At 48.2% G+C, this 18,529-nt stretch carries 19 protein-coding genes; 15 read left to right on the top strand and 4 right to left on the bottom strand.

Annotated elements, in window-relative coordinates; all coding sequences use genetic code 11:
- Positions 1–21 precede the first annotated feature (21 nt).
- The 7 genes from VP98_RS18755 (at position 22) to VP98_RS18215 (ending at position 7,004) form a co-directional block, all read left to right on the top strand.
- The gene (locus VP98_RS18755; RefSeq protein ID WP_156151311.1) at positions 22–174 is read left to right on the top strand and encodes a hypothetical protein; all 153 of its coding nucleotides are present in this window, start codon (positions 22–24) and stop codon (positions 172–174) included.
- Positions 175–644: 470 nt separating this feature from the next.
- Complete coding sequence (locus VP98_RS04510) at positions 645–2,456, top strand: solute:sodium symporter family transporter (RefSeq protein WP_046174172.1); 1,812 nt, start codon at positions 645–647, stop codon at positions 2,454–2,456.
- A 226-nt stretch (positions 2,457–2,682) separates the two neighbouring features.
- Positions 2,683–3,144 carry an SRPBCC family protein gene (locus tag VP98_RS04505; RefSeq protein ID WP_046174171.1) on the top strand — a complete coding sequence of 154 codons (462 nt, stop codon included), beginning with the start codon at positions 2,683–2,685 and terminating at the stop codon, positions 3,142–3,144.
- Between the two features lie 27 nt (positions 3,145–3,171).
- Positions 3,172–3,741, top strand: a complete 570-nt coding sequence (locus VP98_RS04500) for a histidine phosphatase family protein (protein ID WP_046174170.1) — start codon at positions 3,172–3,174, stop codon at positions 3,739–3,741.
- An 86-nt stretch (positions 3,742–3,827) separates the two neighbouring features.
- Positions 3,828–4,760 (top strand): aldo/keto reductase, encoded by a 933-nt coding sequence (locus VP98_RS04495; protein ID WP_046174169.1) that lies wholly within the window; start codon positions 3,828–3,830, stop codon positions 4,758–4,760.
- Positions 4,761–5,066: 306 nt separating this feature from the next.
- Positions 5,067–5,810 (top strand): CPBP family intramembrane glutamic endopeptidase, encoded by a 744-nt coding sequence (locus tag VP98_RS04490; RefSeq protein ID WP_052712128.1) that lies wholly within the window; start codon positions 5,067–5,069, stop codon positions 5,808–5,810.
- A gap of 90 nt (positions 5,811–5,900) precedes the next feature.
- The gene (locus tag VP98_RS18215; protein WP_052712127.1) at positions 5,901–7,004 is read left to right on the top strand and encodes an S-layer homology domain-containing protein; all 1,104 of its coding nucleotides are present in this window, start codon (positions 5,901–5,903) and stop codon (positions 7,002–7,004) included.
- A gap of 48 nt (positions 7,005–7,052) precedes the next feature.
- Here VP98_RS18215 and VP98_RS04480 read toward each other — a convergent pair whose 3' ends face one another.
- Positions 7,053–7,841, bottom strand: a complete 789-nt coding sequence (locus VP98_RS04480) for a serine/threonine protein kinase (RefSeq protein ID WP_046174168.1) — start codon at positions 7,839–7,841, stop codon at positions 7,053–7,055.
- Positions 7,842–7,846: 5 nt separating this feature from the next.
- Complete coding sequence (locus tag VP98_RS19060; RefSeq protein ID WP_197076555.1) at positions 7,847–8,014, bottom strand: hypothetical protein; 168 nt, start codon at positions 8,012–8,014, stop codon at positions 7,847–7,849.
- Positions 8,015–8,278: 264 nt separating this feature from the next.
- Here VP98_RS19060 and VP98_RS04470 point away from each other — a divergent pair, with 264 nt between their 5' ends.
- Together VP98_RS04470 and VP98_RS04465 are read left to right on the top strand one after the other, a co-directional pair.
- The gene (locus VP98_RS04470) at positions 8,279–9,487 is read left to right on the top strand and encodes a Bcr/CflA family multidrug efflux MFS transporter (RefSeq protein WP_082087830.1); all 1,209 of its coding nucleotides are present in this window, start codon (positions 8,279–8,281) and stop codon (positions 9,485–9,487) included.
- 178 nt (positions 9,488–9,665) lie between these two features.
- A complete protein-coding gene (locus VP98_RS04465) occupies positions 9,666–11,135 on the top strand; it encodes a flotillin family protein (RefSeq protein WP_046174166.1) in 1,470 nt (489 codons plus the stop codon).
- Positions 11,136–11,185: 50 nt separating this feature from the next.
- Here the strand turns inward: VP98_RS04465 and VP98_RS04460 are convergent, their stop codons facing one another.
- The gene (locus tag VP98_RS04460) at positions 11,186–11,698 is read right to left on the bottom strand and encodes a YceI family protein (RefSeq protein ID WP_046174165.1); all 513 of its coding nucleotides are present in this window, start codon (positions 11,696–11,698) and stop codon (positions 11,186–11,188) included.
- 92 nt (positions 11,699–11,790) lie between these two features.
- Between VP98_RS04460 and VP98_RS04455 the strand changes: the two genes are divergently transcribed.
- The 4 genes from VP98_RS04455 to VP98_RS04440 all read left to right on the top strand — a co-directional run bounded on the left by VP98_RS04455 (position 11,791) and on the right by VP98_RS04440 (position 16,762).
- A complete protein-coding gene (locus VP98_RS04455) occupies positions 11,791–12,039 on the top strand; it encodes a hypothetical protein (protein ID WP_046174164.1) in 249 nt (82 codons plus the stop codon).
- Between the two features lie 325 nt (positions 12,040–12,364).
- Positions 12,365–14,188 (top strand): assimilatory sulfite reductase (NADPH) flavoprotein subunit, encoded by a 1,824-nt coding sequence (locus VP98_RS04450; protein WP_046174163.1) that lies wholly within the window; start codon positions 12,365–12,367, stop codon positions 14,186–14,188.
- Between the two features lie 28 nt (positions 14,189–14,216).
- Positions 14,217–15,944 carry an assimilatory sulfite reductase (NADPH) hemoprotein subunit gene (gene cysI, locus VP98_RS04445; RefSeq protein ID WP_046174162.1) on the top strand — a complete coding sequence of 576 codons (1,728 nt, stop codon included), beginning with the start codon at positions 14,217–14,219 and terminating at the stop codon, positions 15,942–15,944.
- A gap of 119 nt (positions 15,945–16,063) precedes the next feature.
- On the top strand, positions 16,064–16,762 hold the full coding sequence (locus tag VP98_RS04440; RefSeq protein ID WP_052712170.1) for a spore coat protein: 699 nt from the start codon (positions 16,064–16,066) through the stop codon (positions 16,760–16,762).
- Between the two features lie 87 nt (positions 16,763–16,849).
- Here VP98_RS04440 and VP98_RS04435 read toward each other — a convergent pair whose 3' ends face one another.
- Positions 16,850–17,038: an alpha/beta-type small acid-soluble spore protein gene (locus VP98_RS04435; protein ID WP_046174160.1), complete on the bottom strand. Its 189-nt coding sequence runs from the start codon at positions 17,036–17,038 to the stop codon at positions 16,850–16,852.
- 208 nt (positions 17,039–17,246) lie between these two features.
- Here VP98_RS04435 and VP98_RS04430 point away from each other — a divergent pair, with 208 nt between their 5' ends.
- A complete protein-coding gene (locus VP98_RS04430; RefSeq protein ID WP_046174159.1) occupies positions 17,247–17,627 on the top strand; it encodes a hypothetical protein in 381 nt (126 codons plus the stop codon).
- A gap of 82 nt (positions 17,628–17,709) precedes the next feature.
- Positions 17,710–18,381, top strand: coding sequence for a peptide-methionine (S)-S-oxide reductase MsrA (locus tag VP98_RS04425; RefSeq protein WP_046174158.1), 672 nt, complete (start codon positions 17,710–17,712; stop codon positions 18,379–18,381).
- The last annotated feature ends 148 nt before the right edge of the window (positions 18,382–18,529 follow it).

The following is an 18,529-nucleotide window of genomic DNA, read 5'->3' as shown; positions in this document are numbered from 1 at the left end:
TCAAAGGGAGGATTGACAGCGATGAAGAATAACTACACTGAAAATAAAAAAAATGGGCAAAAAAAGCCTGACGAATATGTAAAAAGCAGCAGCCGGCTAAATGACAGTGAATTTTACGGAACAAACAGTGAAAAGTTTGGCCAGGTTCCAGACGAACCGAAAATTTCAGAATAACGTCCTTCACTGTGTTGAAAAAGAGAGCCGTCAAGAAGAAATTCCATTTTTGAGCCCAAATTGTCTTTCTTTTATAGACTAGAAACGGGCTGTTTTCTTTTAAAAGCAGTATCAGGGGCTGCTGTCTGCCGGCTGAGTTTCCCTCCCCGCTATTTCTATGCCCGGGCCAGCATAGTGGTTCATCCATCGTGCCAGAGACCCGGACGTTCATAAACGTGTTGGATTTAACGTATAGACAGTCAACACCATGAAGGCCGGACAGCTAAAAGCTGTCCGGTTTTTTTAATTCAAAGACGCCCGGCCCAGAAGGTTTAATGCCGTTCAAGAAGGGTAGAAGAAGGCAGGCTAAAAAAGCCTTTATGGCGGAGCTTGCTGGCATTTGCGCGATCATACATAGTTTTCGGTCTTTTTTCAAAGAAAGGGAGTATCCGCCAGAGCTTTGAGTTTTCAAAAGAAAGGAGCGAAAACAAGTGGACGGACAAAACAGTTTGTTCACACTATTGTCGGGTGCGGTGGTCATTGCCCTGCTTGGCCTCTGGACCTATAAAAAGTCAAAAGGCTCCAATTCAACAACCGAAGGCTATTTTCTGGCAGGCAGAGGACTGGGCGGCGGCTTTATTGCCGGGGCTCTTATTTTAACGAACCTGTCAGCTGAACAGATGGTAGGCTTAAACGGACAGTCGTACGGCACGAACATGACCAATATGGCGTGGGAAGTAACGGCGGTTATGGCGATTGTGATTATGGCGCTTCTTTTGCTGCCAAGATACCTGGGCGGCGCTTTTACAACGCTTCCGCAATTTTTGCGGGACCGCTATGACGAAGGTGTAAGAAGGCTGACGGTTATTTTGTTTATGCTTGGCTATGTGCTGGTGACGATTCCTTCCACTTTATATTCCGGCGCGCTGGGCGTTATGAAGCTGTTTGATGTGCAGCATGTACTCGGCATTTCCTATACGGAATCAGTCTGGCTTATGGTGTGGCTGATTGGAATCATAGGAGCGTTCTTTGCTATTTTTGGGGGAATGAAAGCGATCGCGGTTTCGGACACGTTTATTGGCATCGGCCTGCTCGTTATTTGTACACTAATTCCGCTGATAGCCCTTTATGAGCTTGGGGGCGGGAATGCAGCAGAAGGGCTAAAAATCCTGGCGGCCAGCCACCCAGAAAAGCTGAATGCTGTCGGCTCCAGCACTGATTCCGTTCCATTTGCCACGATTTTTACCGGCATGATCTGGGCCAATCTTTTTTACTGGGGAACCAATCAATACGCGATTCAGCGGACACTCGGCGCCCGAAATTTGGCAGAAGGGCAGAAAGGCGTTTTGTTTGCCGGCTTCTTTAAACTGCTGGTTCCTGTTTTGATGATGCTTCCAGGAGTGATTGCGTTTCATTCATATGGAGGGAATTTACCCTCGATTGACCTGGCTTATCCGACGCTTGTGGCCAATATTTTGCCGTGGTATTTGCAGGGCTTCTTTTTAGTGGTGCTGCTCGGAGCTGTATTCAGCACATTCAACGCCCTGATCAATTCTGCGGCAACCATGTTTGCGCTTGATGTTATCCAGCCGCTGAAGCCGGAATTGTCCGATGCCAGGCTGCTCGGCTTAAGCAAATGGTTCACTGCGGCCCTGGCCATTGTCAGCTTCTGCGTATCACCGCTGCTTATGTATGCGCCGGATGGGCTGTGGGAATTAATCCGCCGCTTTACCGGCTTTTTTAATATACCAATCATTGCTGTTGTATTAGTGGGCATTTTTGCAAAAAGGGTGCCGCCGATCGCTGCAAAAATAGCCATCTGTTTTCATGTGCTCACCTATTATATGATGATCTGGGGAACGAAGCAGCTTTTTGGCGTTCCGCTGGACATTCATTACATTCACGTATATGCCATTTTATTTTTTACCGAGGTGGCTATGATGCTGGCCATCGGAAAGCTTTATCCGGCAAAAAAAGCATGGAGCTACACGCCGCGGCCGCAAATTAACATGACGCCATGGAAGTATTCGCTCGCTGCAGCCATTCTGCTGATCGGATTGATGTTTGGAATGTATATCGTCTTTTCGCCGATTGGCCTGGCGTATCAGGAAGGAATCGTCTCTCCTTACTTTTGGCCTGCCCTGGCAGGATTGGCCGCCGTCACTGCTGTTCTGGCAGCTCTTGCGGCCGGCAAATGGAATAAAACGTACAGCCTCTATATCGAAGAGCAAAACGTTTCCACGGAAGTGCCGCCGGCAGTAAGCCATATAAAAAAAGCCGGAAACGATGATGATGCACGGTGAAAAACCCTGAATGCTGAGAGGCGGTATTTTTTATTTTGAGCCGGTATCTCCTATGCTTCGGGCGGTATTTCTTTTTTTCGACCTTACTATGGGAAAAACCGCCCCTATTTTCATTATACCGGCTAAACGGGCCGGCTTTTGCACTCTCAGCAACCGAAACGGCGAATAGTAAGAGTCCCTGTGGAAAACACTGTATAATAAGAGAAAAAAAGAAGCAGGTGGCAGGATGCCGGTTATTCATTGCAGGACCTATATTCATGCGCCGATTCATATTTGTTTTGATCTGGCGCGAGACGTCGAAGCACATGTTCAATCAACAGCAGGAACGAGAGAACGGGCTGTTGGCGGGGTAACATCAGGCTTAATGAAAAAAGGTGATACGGTCACATGGGAAGCCGTTCATTTTGGCATACGGCAGCGGCTGACCGCCCAAATCACCGCTATGAACCCGCCGTATGAGTTTACGGATATCATGATCAAAGGGGCCTTTCACTCCTTTACCCATCACCATCAATTTCTCCAGAGCGGCAATGGAACAGTGATGGAGGATACCTTTCAATACAAAAGCCCGCTCGGCCTCCTCGGGAAAATGGCGGACCGGCTTTTTTTAGAACGGTATATGAGAGCTTTTATTGCAGGCCGTGCGCAGGAATTAAAAAGCATGGCTGAGCGGAAGGGAACAGGGTGAGGAATAAACATTTTGGAGGAAGCAAAAATGCAGACAATTTCCCTTATCAGGCATGGCAAATCTGCGTATGAGGACAATCGGCGAATGAACTGCCGGGAGTTTACAGAATGGGTCCGCGCTTATAATGAAGCGGGTGTTCAAGAAGCGGCGGCCTGCCCTCCAGATACAATGGCTGCGGTGAAAGCGGCTCCGCTGGTCATCACAAGTAATTTAAAGCGTTCAATGGAGTCAGCCGATTACTTAAAGACGGCGGGCCGCATAAAATCATATTCTGTATTTCGCGAAGCAGAACGGCCGGCTCCTCGATGGAATTTGCCGGGCGTGAAGCTGCGCCCCTCCGCCTGGTCGGCTTTTTTCAGAACAGCCTGGTGTACAGGGTATTCACCCGGATGTGAATCGTTGAAAGACGCGCTTCGAAGAGCAGAAGCCGGAGCGCGAAAGCTTGCAGAGTATGCGGCAGAGCACCAGCATGTTGTACTGGTCGGCCATCAATTTTTTAATCAGCTGCTCGCTGTTCAGCTGATCAAGATGGGCTGGTCCGGCCCAAAAAAGATCAATAGAAAGCATTGGAGCACGACTGTTTATTCGATAAAATAAAGCTGTATCTGCAAGCAGAAGCGTTTAAATAGATTTGTTTTCGGTAATACGAAAAGAGTGGAAAATCGAAAAGGAGACGATACATAATGACCAAGCAAGTGCAAATCGGCAAAACAGATCTTCGGGTTAACCCGATCGGCTTTGGAGCGAATGCGGTGGGAGGCCATAACTTATATCCGAACCTTGATGAAGAAGCAGGCCGCGAAATGGTTCGCACGGCGCTTAATCACGGGATCAATTTTCTTGATACAGCCTTTATTTACGGACCTGAGCGTTCTGAAGAGCTGATTGGCGAGGTGCTGAAAGAACGCGGCAGCCGGTCAGAAGCAGTAATTGCGACCAAGGCGGCCCATGTTCTCACAGAGGACGGGGAGAAATTCAACAATTCGCCGGCATTCTTGAAAAGGGCAGTCGATGAAGCGCTGAGCCGCCTGCAGACCGATTATATTGATTTGTTTTATATTCATTTCCCGGATGAAAAAACACCGAAAGACGAGGCCGTTGGCGCTTTAAAAGAATTAAAAGACGCCGGGAAGATCCGTCATATTGGTGTCTCGAACTTTTCAATCGAGCAGCTGAAAGAGGCGAACAAAGACGGGTATGTAGATGTATTCCAGGGAGAATACAATCTGCTTGCGCGCGGAGCGGAACAAGAGCTGTTCCCCTATATGACGGAGCAAAATATTTCATTTGTTCCGTATTTCCCTCTTGCATCCGGGCTGTTAACAGGAAAATACGATAAAAATGCCACGTTTGATGATCTGCGGAACGGGCTGCCGTATTTCCAGAAGGATGTGTTTGCGAAAAATTTGGAAAAAGTCGAACAAATCCGCCCGATTGCAGAAGCGAAAGGCGCCGAGCTTGCCCATGTTGTGCTGGCCTGGTATTTAACACGCGACGCCATTGATGTGATTATTCCAGGCGCAAAGCGGGCGGACCAGGTGCTTGATAACCTGAAAACCCTTGAGATTTCCCTCACAGAAAAGGAAATCAATCAAATTGACCGGGTATTCCAGTAACAAACAAAGCTGCCCTCAAAACAAGAGGACATCTGAGAGTGTAGACAAAGTTAGAACGCAGGTTGATTGAAAACGTTTGGCTTTCCAGGAACGCCGCCGGCTGGGAAGCGGAGTGACCTTTTGGGGTCATGAGCATTCACAGCCGGCAAGTGACGCAGAAAGTGGGCGTTTGTCAACAGCCTGAGCTGTCCTCAAAACAAGAGGACAGCTTTTTCTATTCCTAAGCCGTTAGTAAAGAGGTAAAATAAAGAAAAAAGAAAGGAAGAATGGGATATTAGCGGCATACAGGAAAAACGGCATCTTTTTTTGGCTGGACTGTTTATCGGGCTTGTAGCCGGTATTCAGCTGGAGAATCCAGCGCTGGCCATTTTCTGCTTTGTATTAGGAATTTTTTTGTTTTTCTCAGGCAGTGAACGGGACAAGTCCTTTCTTTGGACAAGCTTTTTATTTAGTGTAGGATTCAGTGCTTACTTGTTTGTCTCTACGGAGCTTATTGGAAATACTGGCCCGAGAGAGTGGGAAATCTTTTTAAAGCGGGCATCCTTGCTTTTCGTTGTGCTCCCATTGTGGCTTTTGGGCGGTTCGGCGCCGGCTTTTTTCTTTCAAAAGCCTGACTGGCATGCTCCATTTGTGCTGCCGTTTCACCGTACAACCATCAAGCGTTTTTTGCTTATTGCCCTGTTCAGTAACGTGCTCGTTTTTTTGCCGTTTATCATGCAAAATGGCTGGCTGTACATAAAAGAAGCTTTCGTGTTAGCTCTGGTCTTTTCGCTGACCAATGCTCTACTGGAAGAATGGATCTGGCGGGGGCTGCTGTTGAGCCGGTTTTCTGCATTAATCGGCGTTCGAACTGCATTGTGGGTGACAAGCCTTGGCTTCGGGCTTCAGCATTATTCTCTCGGCTTTTCCTGGCCGATTTGTTTCGCTTTTGCGCTTGGCGGCCTTTTTTACGGGCTGATTACCGTGCAGTCAAAAAGCCTGGTCCCGGCTGTAATATGGCATTTTTGTATCAACGTGCTCATGGTATTTAGCGGACTGATTCACACATAAAGAAGTTTATATGTGAAAGAGTTAAGAAAGGTACAGGGGAAATAACAGCGTATAACCATTTCATGGTAATTATGGAGGGGAGGCAGTAAAATGAAATTTTCAGCAGTGGCAGCAGGAGCGGTGCTTTCTTTTGGTATGGCCGTTTCATCTGCGGATGCCGCGTTTTTTTCAGACGTACCGGAGACAAACCGTTTCTATGAGGCTATTGATGTTTTGTCAGATTCAAAGATTATCAGCGGGTATTCGGATGGAACATTCCAGCCGAAAGCAGAAGTGACACGCGGGCAGGCAGCCATTTTTCTTGGCCGGGCGCTTGGCCTGAATGAAAAAGAAAAATCCGCATCCTTTTCAGATGTTCATCCATCGAGCGCCGCGGCCGGCTATATTGCAGCGGCAGTGAAGGCGGGTGTGATTTCCGGCTTTTCAGATGGGACATACCGCCCGAACGATCCTGTTACGCGCGGACAGACGGCCATTTTAATAGGGCGTGCGTTTGAATTACAAAAAACAGCCGATATTGATTTTGCGGATGTTTCACCGCATTCCGCCGCTTATCCATTTATTGAAAATGTAACAGCAGCCGGCATTGCAAATGGCTATTCAAACGAGCTGTACCGGCCGAATTTGGCAGTAACACGTGAACAATTTGCCGCGTTCTTGCACCGAGCATACGCGTACGAGCCAGAGGCAGAGGAAGAGGACTGGCAGGACTATTTCCTGGATGACGGACAGACTGCTTCGTTCCGGGGAGAAGGGATAGAATACGCTTCCTATACTGCCCGCACCGTCTGGCATGACAAGCGGCATGTGACGGTATATGAGGATAATGGCGGGACCGTGGCTGCCCGGACATTCCGGCTGGAAGAAGACCGGGTCACGATTATCAGGGAAGAGGCCGAGCAATATAACGATTATAAGCCTGCGCCAGGAGAACTGGAATCGCTTGCTCCCATTTCTGTTTATTTAAAAGCGCCGCTTGAAGAGGGAGCCTCATTCGACGGCTGGACAGTAACAGATGATGATGCAGTTTTAAACACGCCGCTTCGTATGTTTAATAATGTTGTTGTCCTGGAGCGGACAGAGGACGGGGCCGTCATCCGCTCTTACTTTGCCAAACGGTACGGAGAAGTAAAAGCAGAATACAAAGCCGATGACTTCGCTGTAACATCGGTTATTGAACAGATAAGTGAATAAGCCGGAAAAAAAGAGGTGTCTCCAAAATAGAAGACACCCCTTCTTTTTTTATTTGATCGCGGTAATTTTCTTTATATCCATTATCAGTTCCCCGGCTGTTTCATAGGGCATATCAAGCTGAAGCATGCGGCGGATTGTCCGGTGCGCAGCAGGGGAAAGCACAAGCTCTTCCTCCCAGCTTTTTTCTTTTTTTGATTCCGGCTCAAAGGCGGAATACAGCAGAAACAGGGCAAAGTGGCCGAGCGCAAAAAAGTCACTGCGAACCGACAGCTCCCGAAACAGGGGATGCTCTTTTTTTCGTTTGCGGGAAAAAGAGGGCCTGGAGCCAAGCCGCCGGGCCAGGCCAAAATCGATTATATATATGGCCGCACCGTCCCACAATATATTCGGAATGCGCAGATCACGGTGTACAATGCCTTTTTGATGGAAGTACTGCATGACTTCCAAAATACTGAGTAATATGGAAAACACTTCTTCTTCGGTATACATCTGGTTTTCATGGAAAATCAATTCTTCAAAATTAGGTGCTTCAATGTAATCCATCACAAGAAACGGCACGCCTTTTTCTTCAAATGAAGCGGTCAGTGAGGGGATGGACGGGTGGTGAAGCTGCTGCAGGAAGTCTGCCTCCTGCCGGAAGAATTCGATTTCCTCCTGCTTGTGGCGTTTTCGTCTGCGCAGCTGCTTCACTGCTGCCAGCCTGCCGGTTTGAAGGTCTTCTGCTTTATAGGTGAGGCCGTAGCTTCCTTTGCCGAGCAGGCTGGTGATCTTAAAACGGCCGCGAACCAGTGTCCCGGGCTTCAGCGGCCGTTCAAACAGATTGTAAATAAAATCCATGTTTCTTAGCTGCTGTAAGAGCTGAAAGAAGAACCGCGTCTTTTCTTATAGTAATGATGCCCGTGCCTGGACGAATGATGGGAATGCTTGCGATACCGGTGATCACTGCTGGAATAACGGCGGCCATGAGAAGATTTTTGCTGCAATACCTGCTTAAGAAGCTTTTTTAACATAAAACATCCCTGCTTTCCTGTTTTTGTTTTTATACGGGTAAAGCGAAAAATAGTTTCATTTTTATTGTGAAAGGCTGAAAAAAAAAGTACAGCTTTTTGCCGTTTGCCTGCAGAATACGCGAAAGACGATGGTTTTATATGCTTTTTTTGTTCCATTTATATCTGTTCAAGCTTGATTGCTGGGCGGCTTTAATGAAATCCGCTATACTGTTCATATTGTGAAAAAAGAAGTTTTTGCTTTGCAGACAAGGAGGAGTGTACAGTTTGAACACAGAAATACAGAGCAGCAAGAGAACCCAGATGGCACTGCTTCTCGGGGCACTGGGCGCAATGGGCCCGTTTACTATCGATATGTATTTGCCTTCATTTCCAACTATTGCTGATGACTATGGGACAACGGCATCATTGGTGCAGATCAGCTTAACTGCCTGCCTGGTCGGCCTGGCCCTCGGGCAAATTATTATTGGGCCGATGAGTGATGTGCGCGGGCGGAAAAAGCCGCTTACTTTTTTCCTGTTTTTATACTTTATTGCATCTATTTTATGCGCATTTGCGCCGTCAATTTACTGGTTTATCGCTGCAAGGGTAGTGCAGGGCTTTTCAGCGGCAGGAGGTCTTGTCATTTCCCGCGCGGTTGTGCGTGATATGTACAGCGGGCGCGAGCTGACCAAGTTTTTCTCTCTGCTTATGCTGGTCAACAATTTAGGCCCGATTCTGGCGCCGATTATCGGCGGCGGCATTCTTGCTTTTACAGACTGGTCCGGCGTTTTTCTGGTGCTAAGTGCAGTTGGCATTACATTAATGCTGATCGTAACGTGGAGGCTGGATGAAACGCTGCCTGTGGAAAGGCGGCAGCCGAGCAATATTATGCAGACGTTCCGCAGCTTCGGTTCTCTGGTGAAAAGCCGTGAATTTATGGGCTATGCACTGGCGCAGGGCTTTATGGTCGGCGGTATCTTTGCATATGTCTCCGGCACACCTTTCGTGTATCAAAATATTTATGGCGTATCGCCGCAAATGTTTAGTATCCTGTTTGGCCTGAATGGAATCGGCATTATGATTGGCACCCAGGTCGTCGGCCGGTTTTCTGAAACCATTTCAGAAGCCCGCTTTCTGCGGTTTGGCCTGCTTATGTCTGCAGCGGCCAGTATAACACTCCTGGTTATGGTGCTTGTTCACGGCCCTCTTTTTTCCATCGTTATTCCAATTTTCTTTTTTGTTTCTTCTATTGGGATTATCGGAACAGCGGCATTTTCACTGGCCATGGAAACACAGGGGCATATTGCCGGCAGTGCCTCGGCGCTTTTAGGCCTGCTTCCTTTTGCGCTTGGTTCACTGACGTCCCCGCTTGTCGGCATTGCGGGAGAAGACACGGCCATTCCGATGGGGCTGACCATTTTTGGCGCCAGCATGCTGGCGCTGATTGCATACTTTGGGCTGGCCCGCAGTGAGAAAAAAAGCACACAGCTATAACGGCCGTTTGCCGGGAGTGATAACGAATAGTATGCTCCCGTGCATAAACCGGCCGAATCCCACAGCTTCGACAGCTGTGGGATTTTTTTATGAATAAAGATAAGGCAAAATGAAACTTTTTCCATTCAAACCCGTATAAACGAGCAGACCATATTTTTTAAGGAAAGGAAGTCGGGTTATGGGAAATGCAGTTATTCTTGTTATTTTTCTTTTGATTGTAGCGGCAGTCGGTGCGGCACTCTGGTATTTTTTTATGAAAGTGCGCTACCGGACGGCAAAGTCTAATGAAGCACTTGTTATTACCGGACCAAAGCTTGGGGATATTGAAAAAGAAACCAATATCTTTACGGATGATGAAGGCCGTTCGATGAAAATTGTCCGCGGCGGCGGCTATCGTCTTCGCATGTTTCAAACGGCCACACCGGTGAATTTAACTTCGTTTCAGCTTAAGCTTACGACACCGCGCGTTTACACCAATGGCGGCGTACCAATTGTCGCGGATGCAGTCGCGATGGTAAAAGTGGCGGATACATTGAAAGGAATTGCGAATTACGCCGAGCAGTTTTTAGGGAAAAAGCAGGAAGAAATTGAAGTGGAAATTACCGAGGTGTTAGGCAGCAACCTGCGCGCCATTTTATCGAAAATGACAGTAGAAGAGATTAATGGCGACCGGGAAGGGTTTAATCAGCAGGTCACAGAAATTGCCCAAAAGCAGCTTGATGAAATGGGCTTTAAAATTACCTCTCTCGGACTGACGGACCTTCGTGATTCAGACGCGAAAAACGGCTATCTTGATAACCTGGGCCGCCCAAGAATTGCCGAAGTGCGCAAGCAGGCGGAAATCGCCGAAGCGGACAGCGAGCGGGAAACGCGGATACACAGAGCGAAAACAGACCAGGAAGCACGTGAGGAAGAGTACAAGCGTGAAATAGCCACGGCTGAATCAAAAAAAGCCAAAGACTTAAAAGATGCGGCCATTAAAGAAGAAACCGAGCGGGCGCGGGCGAAATCCGAGCAGTCCTATGAGCTTGAACGGGCCAAGCTTGCCAAGGAAGTAAAAGAAGAGGAATTGAAATTAATCGGCCGTGAAAAAGAAGAACAGCTCCGCATCCAGCAGCTTGAACGGGAACGCCTCGTGGCACTGGAAGCAGAAGAAACCAAGATTCGTAAAGCCAAAGCGGACGCGGATTTCTATGAAACTACGAAAAAAGCGGAAGCAGAAGCACAAAAAGCGCAGATCGACGGAGCAGCGAAAGCGCGGATTATCCGCGAGGCAGGTCTTGCGGAAGCAGAAGTGGTGCTGAAAAAAGGGGAAGCGGAAGCAAAAGCCCGCCAGCTTCTTGCCGAGGCGATCGAAGAGCACGGCGACGTTATTATTACGGAGAAAATTATCGAAATGCTGCCGCTTCTTGCCGAAAAAGTTGCCCAGCCGCTGAACAATGTTGATTCTATCAAAGTGATCCAGACCGGAAGCGAATCCGGCATCCCATCGGTCAGCAAAGGCGTGACAGACACAATGCTTGGCATTCAGGAACCGCTGAAGGAATTAACCGGCATTGATGTCGCCGGCCTGTTAAAAGATTTTACGTCAAAAGGAAAAAAATCCGAAGCCCCGCCGGCCGAAGGAATAAACGAAAAAGAGGCATAAAGTACCCGCTTTATACCGTAAAACAGCCTCTTAACGAAAGAGGCTGTTTGTTATGCTTCTTTTATAAGCCGGACGTCAAGCTCGATGTTTACATCGTCACCAGTCGGCGCACCAAGGGTCAGTCCATAATCACTCCGCTTAATTTTGCCTTCCGCATGAAACCCGGCTTTCTCACTGCCGTCCGGGTCTTTCACTTCTTCTTTAAATGTTAAAAAAATGGATTCCGTCCGGGTTACACCGTGCAGAGAAAACTCACCGACCAGTTCATACTGTCCATCGTCCTGCTGCAAAATGTTGTTGGCGATAAAGCGCATTTCAGGAAACTTTTCCACATCAAAAAAGTCTTCAGAAAGTAAACGGGCGTCCCGCTCTTTGCTTTGTGTATCCACACTTGCCAGATCAACTGTAAAAGCGATGTTGGCGGTAACAAGGCTGCCTGGATCGGCTTCCATTACCGCTTCGTAGGAATGAAAGGTGCCTTTTATTTTACTGGCCTTTGAAAAGCAAATATTAAAACCAACGCTGCTGTGAGCCGGATCAACCGTCCACCTTGTTTTATCCATTGTTATTCCCCCTCGGGTGCTTATCTTTTTTTCAATGTTCCCTTCATTGAAATGAACAAAACAACAAATGCTAGAAAAAAGGGGGTGAAGAATTGAAGAAAAAAACGTCTTATCAGGAAATAAGCAGCGTTCAGGATGACCAGACGATTTTGCCGGAAGAATTTCCCGAAGGTGCTTATGGGGCAGCAGATGGAAAACAAACACCGGTCGAAAATAAAAGTACACCATGGAAAAAAGGCCAGCGGACTGCCAGCGCTTTTACGTATGAGTTCAGACACCAGCATGACAGCATACCGAGACAGTATCCAGGAGCGCATCCTGCTCATGATGAGCGGGCTTGATCAGCGGGTTTCCTTCTAACAGGCTATTCCATCTTCTTTAGCCGGTATTTGAAATTTTGGGGCGGTATTTTGCGTGAGGGGGCAGAAGGAAGGATATACCGCCCGAAGCACAGCATGTACCGCCCTGAATTAAAAAATACCGACCGAAAGAAAGAGCCTCCTTACATAACTGAGAATGATTCTTATTAAAATGATCTTTATCATAAGCAAAAGGTTATACCTAACATAACTAAAACCGACTTGACTCGTAGGAATAATAGGTCTAAGATAGATGTATTATTATGGCGTTAAAAAGAATTTCCTATATTGGGTGAGGTGGATCGTGTTGCAACTTCAAGTAACAAATAGTCCGTTTAATGAGGAGCAGGCAGAGCTCCTGAACCGTCTTCTGCCTACATTAACTGAATCACAAAAAATATGGCTGACGGGCTTTTTAGCAGCTTCTCCATCAGCAGCTGTATCAGCTCCATCAGCAGCACCGGCCGCGGCTGAAGCAGCAGCGCCTGCTCAGGCAGCGCCGGCTGTGTCGAAAGATGTTACCATTTTGTACGGCTCTCAAACTGGAAACGCCCAGCGGCTTTCCCAAAAAGCCGGCAAGACGCTCGAGTCAAAAGGCTTTAACGTAACGGTTTCAGCGATGAGCGACTTTAAGCCAAACAATTTGAAAAAAGTACAAAACCTGCTGATCGTGGCGAGTACACACGGAGAAGGCGATCCACCGGATAATGCGATTACATTCCATGAATTTCTTCATGGCAAGCGCGCGCCGAAGCTGGACGATCTTCGTTTCTCTGTGCTGGCTCTTGGCGACAGCTCTTATGAATTTTTCTGCCAGACTGGAAAAGAATTCGACCAGCGCCTGGAAGAGCTTGGCGGCGAGCGCATTGCACCGCGTGTGGACTGCGATCTTGATTTTGATGAGCCTGCAGCAGAGTGGCTGGACAGTGTGGTAAATGGATTATCAGCAGCATCAGCAGCAAGTGCGGCTCCGGCACAGGAAGCCTCCAATGCGCAGGATGTAGAGTCCGAATACTCCAGAACAAATCCGTTCCGTGCGGAAGTGCTTGAAAGCATTAACTTAAACGGACGCGGTTCTAATAAAGAAACACGCCATATTGAGCTTTCACTTGAAGGCTCAGGGCTTACGTATAAACCGGGTGATGCACTTGGCATTTATCCGGAAAATGACCCGAAATTGGTCGATGAACTGATTGCAGCCTTTGGCTGGAACCCGGATGAAACGGTGACAATTAATAAACAGGGCGATGTGTTATCATTGCGCAATGCTCTTTTGAAGCATTATGAAATTACCGTTTTAACAAAGCCGCTGCTGGAAAAAATCGCCCAGCTGACAGGCGTTGATGAGCTTCATGAGCTAATCGGCGACAGTGAGAAAGTAAAAGCCTATATCAGCGGCCGTGACCTGCTTGATGTTGTTCAGCAGTTTGGCCCGTTTGGTGTGTCGCCGCAGGATTTTGTCAATGTACTTCGCAAAATGCCGGCGCGCCTTTATTCGATTGCAAGCAGCCTGGAAGCAAATCCGGAAGAAGTGCACGTAACGATTGGTGCGGTCCGCTACAATGCAAACGGCCGTGACCGGAGCGGCGTTTGCTCGATTCTTTGTGCAGAGCGCCTGGAGCCGGGTGATATGCTGCCGGTTTACATTCAGCAAAACGACAACTTTAAGCTTCCACAAAATCCGGAAACGCCGGTCATTATGATTGGGCCGGGAACAGGGGTTGCCCCGTTCCGTTCCTTTATGCAGGAGCGCGAAGAAGCAGGTGCTGAAGGAAAAGCATGGATGTTCTTTGGCGACCAGCATTTCGTAACGGATTTCTTGTACCAGACGGAATGGCAGAAATGGCTGGCAGACGGCGTTTTGACCAAAATGGATGTTGCATTCTCTCGCGACACAGCGGAAAAAGTGTATGTCCAGCACCGCATGCTGGAGAACAGCAAGGAATTGTTCGAGTGGCTGCAGGAAGGCGCAGCGGTTTACGTATGCGGCGATGAGAAAAACATGGCACATGACGTTCACAATACATTAATTGAAATTGTCGAAAAAGAAGGCAATATGAGCCGCGAACAGGCGGAACAATATATCACGGATATGCAGCAGCAGAAACGCTATCAGCGTGACGTATATTAAGGTTTTGATTGAGAGGGGACAATGCACAATGAGCAAAACGTTAAATGACGTGTTACGAGCACCCGATGGCCCGCCAAGTGATGTAGAAGGCATTAAAGAGAGAAGCAAATTCTTGCGCGGGACACTGGCAGAAGTAATGGAAGACCGGATGAGTGCCGGCATTCCAGAAGACGATAACCGCTTGATGAAGCATCACGGCAGCTATTTGCAGGATGACCGTGATCTTCGTACAGAGCGCCAAAAACAAAAATTGGAGCCAGCATATCAATTTATGCTGCGCGTCCGGCTGCCGGGCGGCGTGGCGACACCAAGCCAGTGGCTGATGATGGACAGTCTAGCCCATAAATACGGCAACGGCACGTTAAAATTAACAACACGGGAAACGTTCCAGATCCATGGCATTTTAAAATGGAACATGAAGCAGACCATTCAGGATATTCATTCAACAATGATGGATACCATTGCGGCCTGCGGAGACGTAAACCGGAACGTTATGGCTACATCGAATCCATATCTGTCCGAGATTCACACAGAGGTGCATGCTCTGGCGCAAAAGCTGAGTGATGACCTGCTGCCGAAATCACGTGCGTATCATGAGATCTGGCTTGGAGAAGAAAAAGTAGCCGGCACGCCGGAGACAGAAAATGAAGAGCCAATGTACGGCCCGCTTTACCTGCCGCGTAAGTTTAAAATCGGCATTGCGGTGCCGCCATCCAATGACATTGATGTGTTTTCACAGGATCTTGGCTTAATTGCAATTGTGGAAAACAATCAGCTTGTCGGCTTTAACGTAACAATCGGCGGCGGTATGGGTATGACACATGGCGATACACAAACGTATCCGCAGCTTGGAAAAGTAATCGGATTTGTTACACCGGACAAAATTGTCGATCTTGCGGAAAAAGTAATTACGATTCAGCGTGACTACGGCAACCGCTCTGTCCGCAAATATGCCCGCTTCAAGTACACAGTCGACCGTCTTGGCCTTGAAAACGTAAAAGCGGAGCTTGAGCGCCGCCTTGGCTGGACGCTTGGTGAAGCACGCGAATTTAAGTTTGAGCATAATGGTGACCGTTACGGCTGGCAAAAAGGTGTGAAAGGCAAATGGCATTTCACCATGTTCGTGGAAGGCGGACGGATCGTCGACTATCCGGAATACAAGCTGATGACGGGAATCCGCGAAATTGCAAAAGTTCATAAAGGTGATTTCCGCTTAACGTCTAACCAGAACTTGATTATCGGCAACGTATCCGCTCAAAGCAAGAAAAAAATCGAGGCGCTGATTGACCAGTACGGCTTGACAGAAGGCGCACACCACTCGGCCATCCGCCGCAGCGCGCTTGCATGTGTCGCACTGCCAACATGCGGCCTTGCCATGGCGGAAGCGGAGCGCTACCTGCCGGGCTTAATGGATAAAATTGATGAAATCATCGATGAAAACGGCCTTCGCGATAAAGAAATTACCATCCGCATGACAGGCTGCCCGAACGGGTGCGCCCGCCACGCCCTTGGTGAAATCGGCTTTATCGGAAAAGCAGTCGGCAAGTACAATATGTATTTAGGCGCTGCGCATGACGGCAGCCGCTTAAGCAAAATGTACCGTGAAAACATCGGTGAAGAAGAAATTCTAAAAGAGCTGCGCGTCGTTCTTTCCCGCTACGCAAAAGAACGCCAGGAGGGCGAGCACTTCGGTGACTTCGTGATCCGTGCCGGCATTGTTGAAGCAACAACGGACGGAACAAACTTCCATAATTAATCATGAGCAAAAGAGACAGGAACCTCTCCTGTCTCTTTTTTTTATAGTCTAAAAAGAACGGCAGGCACATACGGATGGTAAAGTGTATAACAGTCCAGGAACAGAAAGGATACAGGAAAATGAGAAAAGCCGTTGCAGTAGAGTATGGGGATGTGACGGGAGACCGGGTCCCTGATATTGTTTACCTGACGGCGGTTCAAACACCCGGCAGTGCTTTTTTGCAGCAGATTACTCTTGCTGTACAATGCGGGCGGACCGCTCGAATGTTTCAGATTCCGCTGCCGCAAAATGCAGGGTACAATCCGGGCATCTTTTTAGGCGATTTTACGGGAAATAGGATAAAGGATATACTTGCGGTCATCAATACGGGAGGAAGCGGCGGCACTATTTATGCTTATGCTTTTTCATTTAGGAACGGCCGGTTTGAAAAGATTTTTGATGGAGATGCTTTTAATGAAAAAGGACAATACGCAGTCCGCTATCAAAATCATTACCGGGTTGAAGTAACAAGCGAGCAGCCGGACAAACGGTACGTTCTGGATATTACCACAAAGGGAGAAGAGTATATAAACGAAATTTATGCTCCAGACGGCACATTGAAAGAGCCGATAGAAGGCTGGGTCTCGCCTTTGACAGGGCTGTATCCGGTTGATTTTGAACGTGACGGCATTTATGAACTTCTGGCTTATCAGAACATTGCAGGGCGCTACAGCGCTGACCGGCTCGGCTACATGGAAAATGTGCTGACGTGGACGGGCCAGTTTTTCGAATCAGGCCGGCAGTATGTGGCGGTGTTGGGAGAAGAGAAACCAGAATAAAACGCACACCGGAAAATAGAGCGTCAAAAACCAGCATGGTTTCCCGTCTCAATTTTATAAGGTGCGCGTCCCGTGGGAAAAGGCGGATTAACGGCCAAGCTCCTGCTGGGCTAAGCGGACCAGCCGCTTTGTCATTTCACCGCCGGTTGAACCGTTTGAACGGGCAAGGGTGTCTGCTCCAAGCGTAACGCCGAATTCGCTGGCAATTTCATACTTAAATTGTTCTAACACTTGCTCTGCCCCAGGCACAAGAAGATGCTGACGATTATTTGCCATGTTTTTCACCCCCCTTTTTTGCTTGTTCATACTATTTGTTTTAAGCGGGAGAAACATGCGCGAAAACGGGTAGCAAATGATATCGGTTCTGGAAGGATTCCACTTGGGAAGTACACGGAAAAGGGAAGAGCAGCCAGGCCGTTTTGCAAGCCGTTATTAAGGGTAGAGTCTATGTGAGAAAAAAATGAAGCAAAAGGAGCGATTTTTTATGCACCACGGATACCCAAAAGCCGGCGATTCCATAGACGCCTTTATTGCTGTGTGCGGGCAGCCGTCACCCGATTCAACGGATAACATGATCCTGTTTGACATTCCCGGCGTGAATGCCAGGCTGACCTGCTGGATTGACGAAGAGCGAATCGTACATAAGCTGTCAAGCTCAATGCCGATGGACGTTCAGGCGGCGGCCGCAATAGCAGAACGTTTTTTGCCTGCTGATGCTGTGCCGGCGGGAGCTTATCTTGATACAGAATCCTCAAAGCTGAACACTGTTGTTCAAACATACGATCTGGAGCAGCATGGCCAAAATAAACAAGCGGTCATTACGGCGGACGAAACAGGTTCTTTTATGGTCTCTATTGCAGAATAATCGTTCCGGGCAGAAACTGCCCGGAGCGATTTTTTTATAAAGAAAAGAAAATCCGCTATGATGGAGAAAAGGAGGCAGCAATATGAAAACAACCGCCGAGATAGAAGCAGTCTGGCAGGCCGGGATTCCGGACATTCAAACAGCAACATTTGGCATGGGCTGCTTTTGGAGCCCTGATGCCCGGTTCGGGGCGATGCCGGGGGTTATAAGGACACGGACCGGCTTTGCGGGAGGCACCGCCAGCAATCCGGCTTACCGGAATATGGGCGATCATACAGAGACCGTTCAGATTGACTTTGATCCGTCTATTCTTTCCTTTGAACATATTATTCGAACATTTTGGGCAAACCATACGTCCACCCATCGTGTCACTTATAAAGAGCGCCAGTACATGTCCCTTCTTCTCTACCATGGCAAGGAGCAGAAGCAGGTGATCGAGAGAGTGAAAAAAGAATTGGAGGAAGAACGGCAAGAATCCATTGAAACGGAAATTCAGCCGTATGCTGAATTTTACCCGGCGGAGGACCGCCACCAGAAATATCACGTGAAACGGTTTAAGAAAGCAGCGGACATGTTGCGAATACACTATCCTTCTGAGGAAGCTTTTACAAATTCCACTGTCATTGCCCGGTTAAATGGATTCGTGAAAGAGCATGGCACACTCCAGCAAATTATGAAGGAAATTCACTCATGGGATATGCCGGAATCGTCCCGGGACCGCCTTGCGGAATTAATCAAACAAATCCGCTGGTAGCAGCAAAGAAAGAAAATTGCTGCCGGAAAAATGCAAATAAAAACACGTCCGTCAGAAAGCAGGACGTGTGAGAGTGCAGACAAAGTTAGAAAGCAGGCTGATTGAAAACGTTTGTTCCTCCAGGAACGCGGCCGGCTGGGAAGCGGAG

Source organism: Domibacillus indicus, assembly GCF_000970685.1.
Lineage (GTDB): Bacteria > Bacillota > Bacilli > Bacillales > Domibacillaceae > Domibacillus > Domibacillus indicus.
The sequence above is the reverse complement of the archived record's forward strand: the minus strand, read 5'-3'. Positions and strand labels throughout refer to the sequence as shown.

Coding starts and splice junctions, on each gene's coding strand:
- VP98_RS18755 (WP_156151311.1), top strand. CDS start 22: ATGAAGAATAACTACACTGAAAATAAAAAAAATGGGCAAAAAAAGCCT.
- VP98_RS04505 (WP_046174171.1), top strand. CDS start 2,683: ATGCCGGTTATTCATTGCAGGACCTATATTCATGCGCCGATTCATATT.
- VP98_RS04500 (WP_046174170.1), top strand. CDS start 3,172: ATGCAGACAATTTCCCTTATCAGGCATGGCAAATCTGCGTATGAGGAC.
- VP98_RS04495 (WP_046174169.1), top strand. CDS start 3,828: ATGACCAAGCAAGTGCAAATCGGCAAAACAGATCTTCGGGTTAACCCG.
- VP98_RS18215 (WP_052712127.1), top strand. CDS start 5,901: ATGAAATTTTCAGCAGTGGCAGCAGGAGCGGTGCTTTCTTTTGGTATG.
- VP98_RS04480 (WP_046174168.1), bottom strand. CDS start 7,841: ATGGATTTTATTTACAATCTGTTTGAACGGCCGCTGAAGCCCGGGACA.
- VP98_RS19060 (WP_197076555.1), bottom strand. CDS start 8,014: ATGTTAAAAAAGCTTCTTAAGCAGGTATTGCAGCAAAAATCTTCTCAT.
- VP98_RS04465 (WP_046174166.1), top strand. CDS start 9,666: ATGGGAAATGCAGTTATTCTTGTTATTTTTCTTTTGATTGTAGCGGCA.
- VP98_RS04460 (WP_046174165.1), bottom strand. CDS start 11,698: ATGGATAAAACAAGGTGGACGGTTGATCCGGCTCACAGCAGCGTTGGT.
- cysI (WP_046174162.1), top strand. CDS start 14,217: ATGAGCAAAACGTTAAATGACGTGTTACGAGCACCCGATGGCCCGCCA.
- VP98_RS04440 (WP_052712170.1), top strand. CDS start 16,064: ATGAGAAAAGCCGTTGCAGTAGAGTATGGGGATGTGACGGGAGACCGG.
- VP98_RS04435 (WP_046174160.1), bottom strand. CDS start 17,038: ATGGCAAATAATCGTCAGCATCTTCTTGTGCCTGGGGCAGAGCAAGTG.
- VP98_RS04430 (WP_046174159.1), top strand. CDS start 17,247: ATGCACCACGGATACCCAAAAGCCGGCGATTCCATAGACGCCTTTATT.
- VP98_RS04425 (WP_046174158.1), top strand. CDS start 17,710: ATGAAAACAACCGCCGAGATAGAAGCAGTCTGGCAGGCCGGGATTCCG.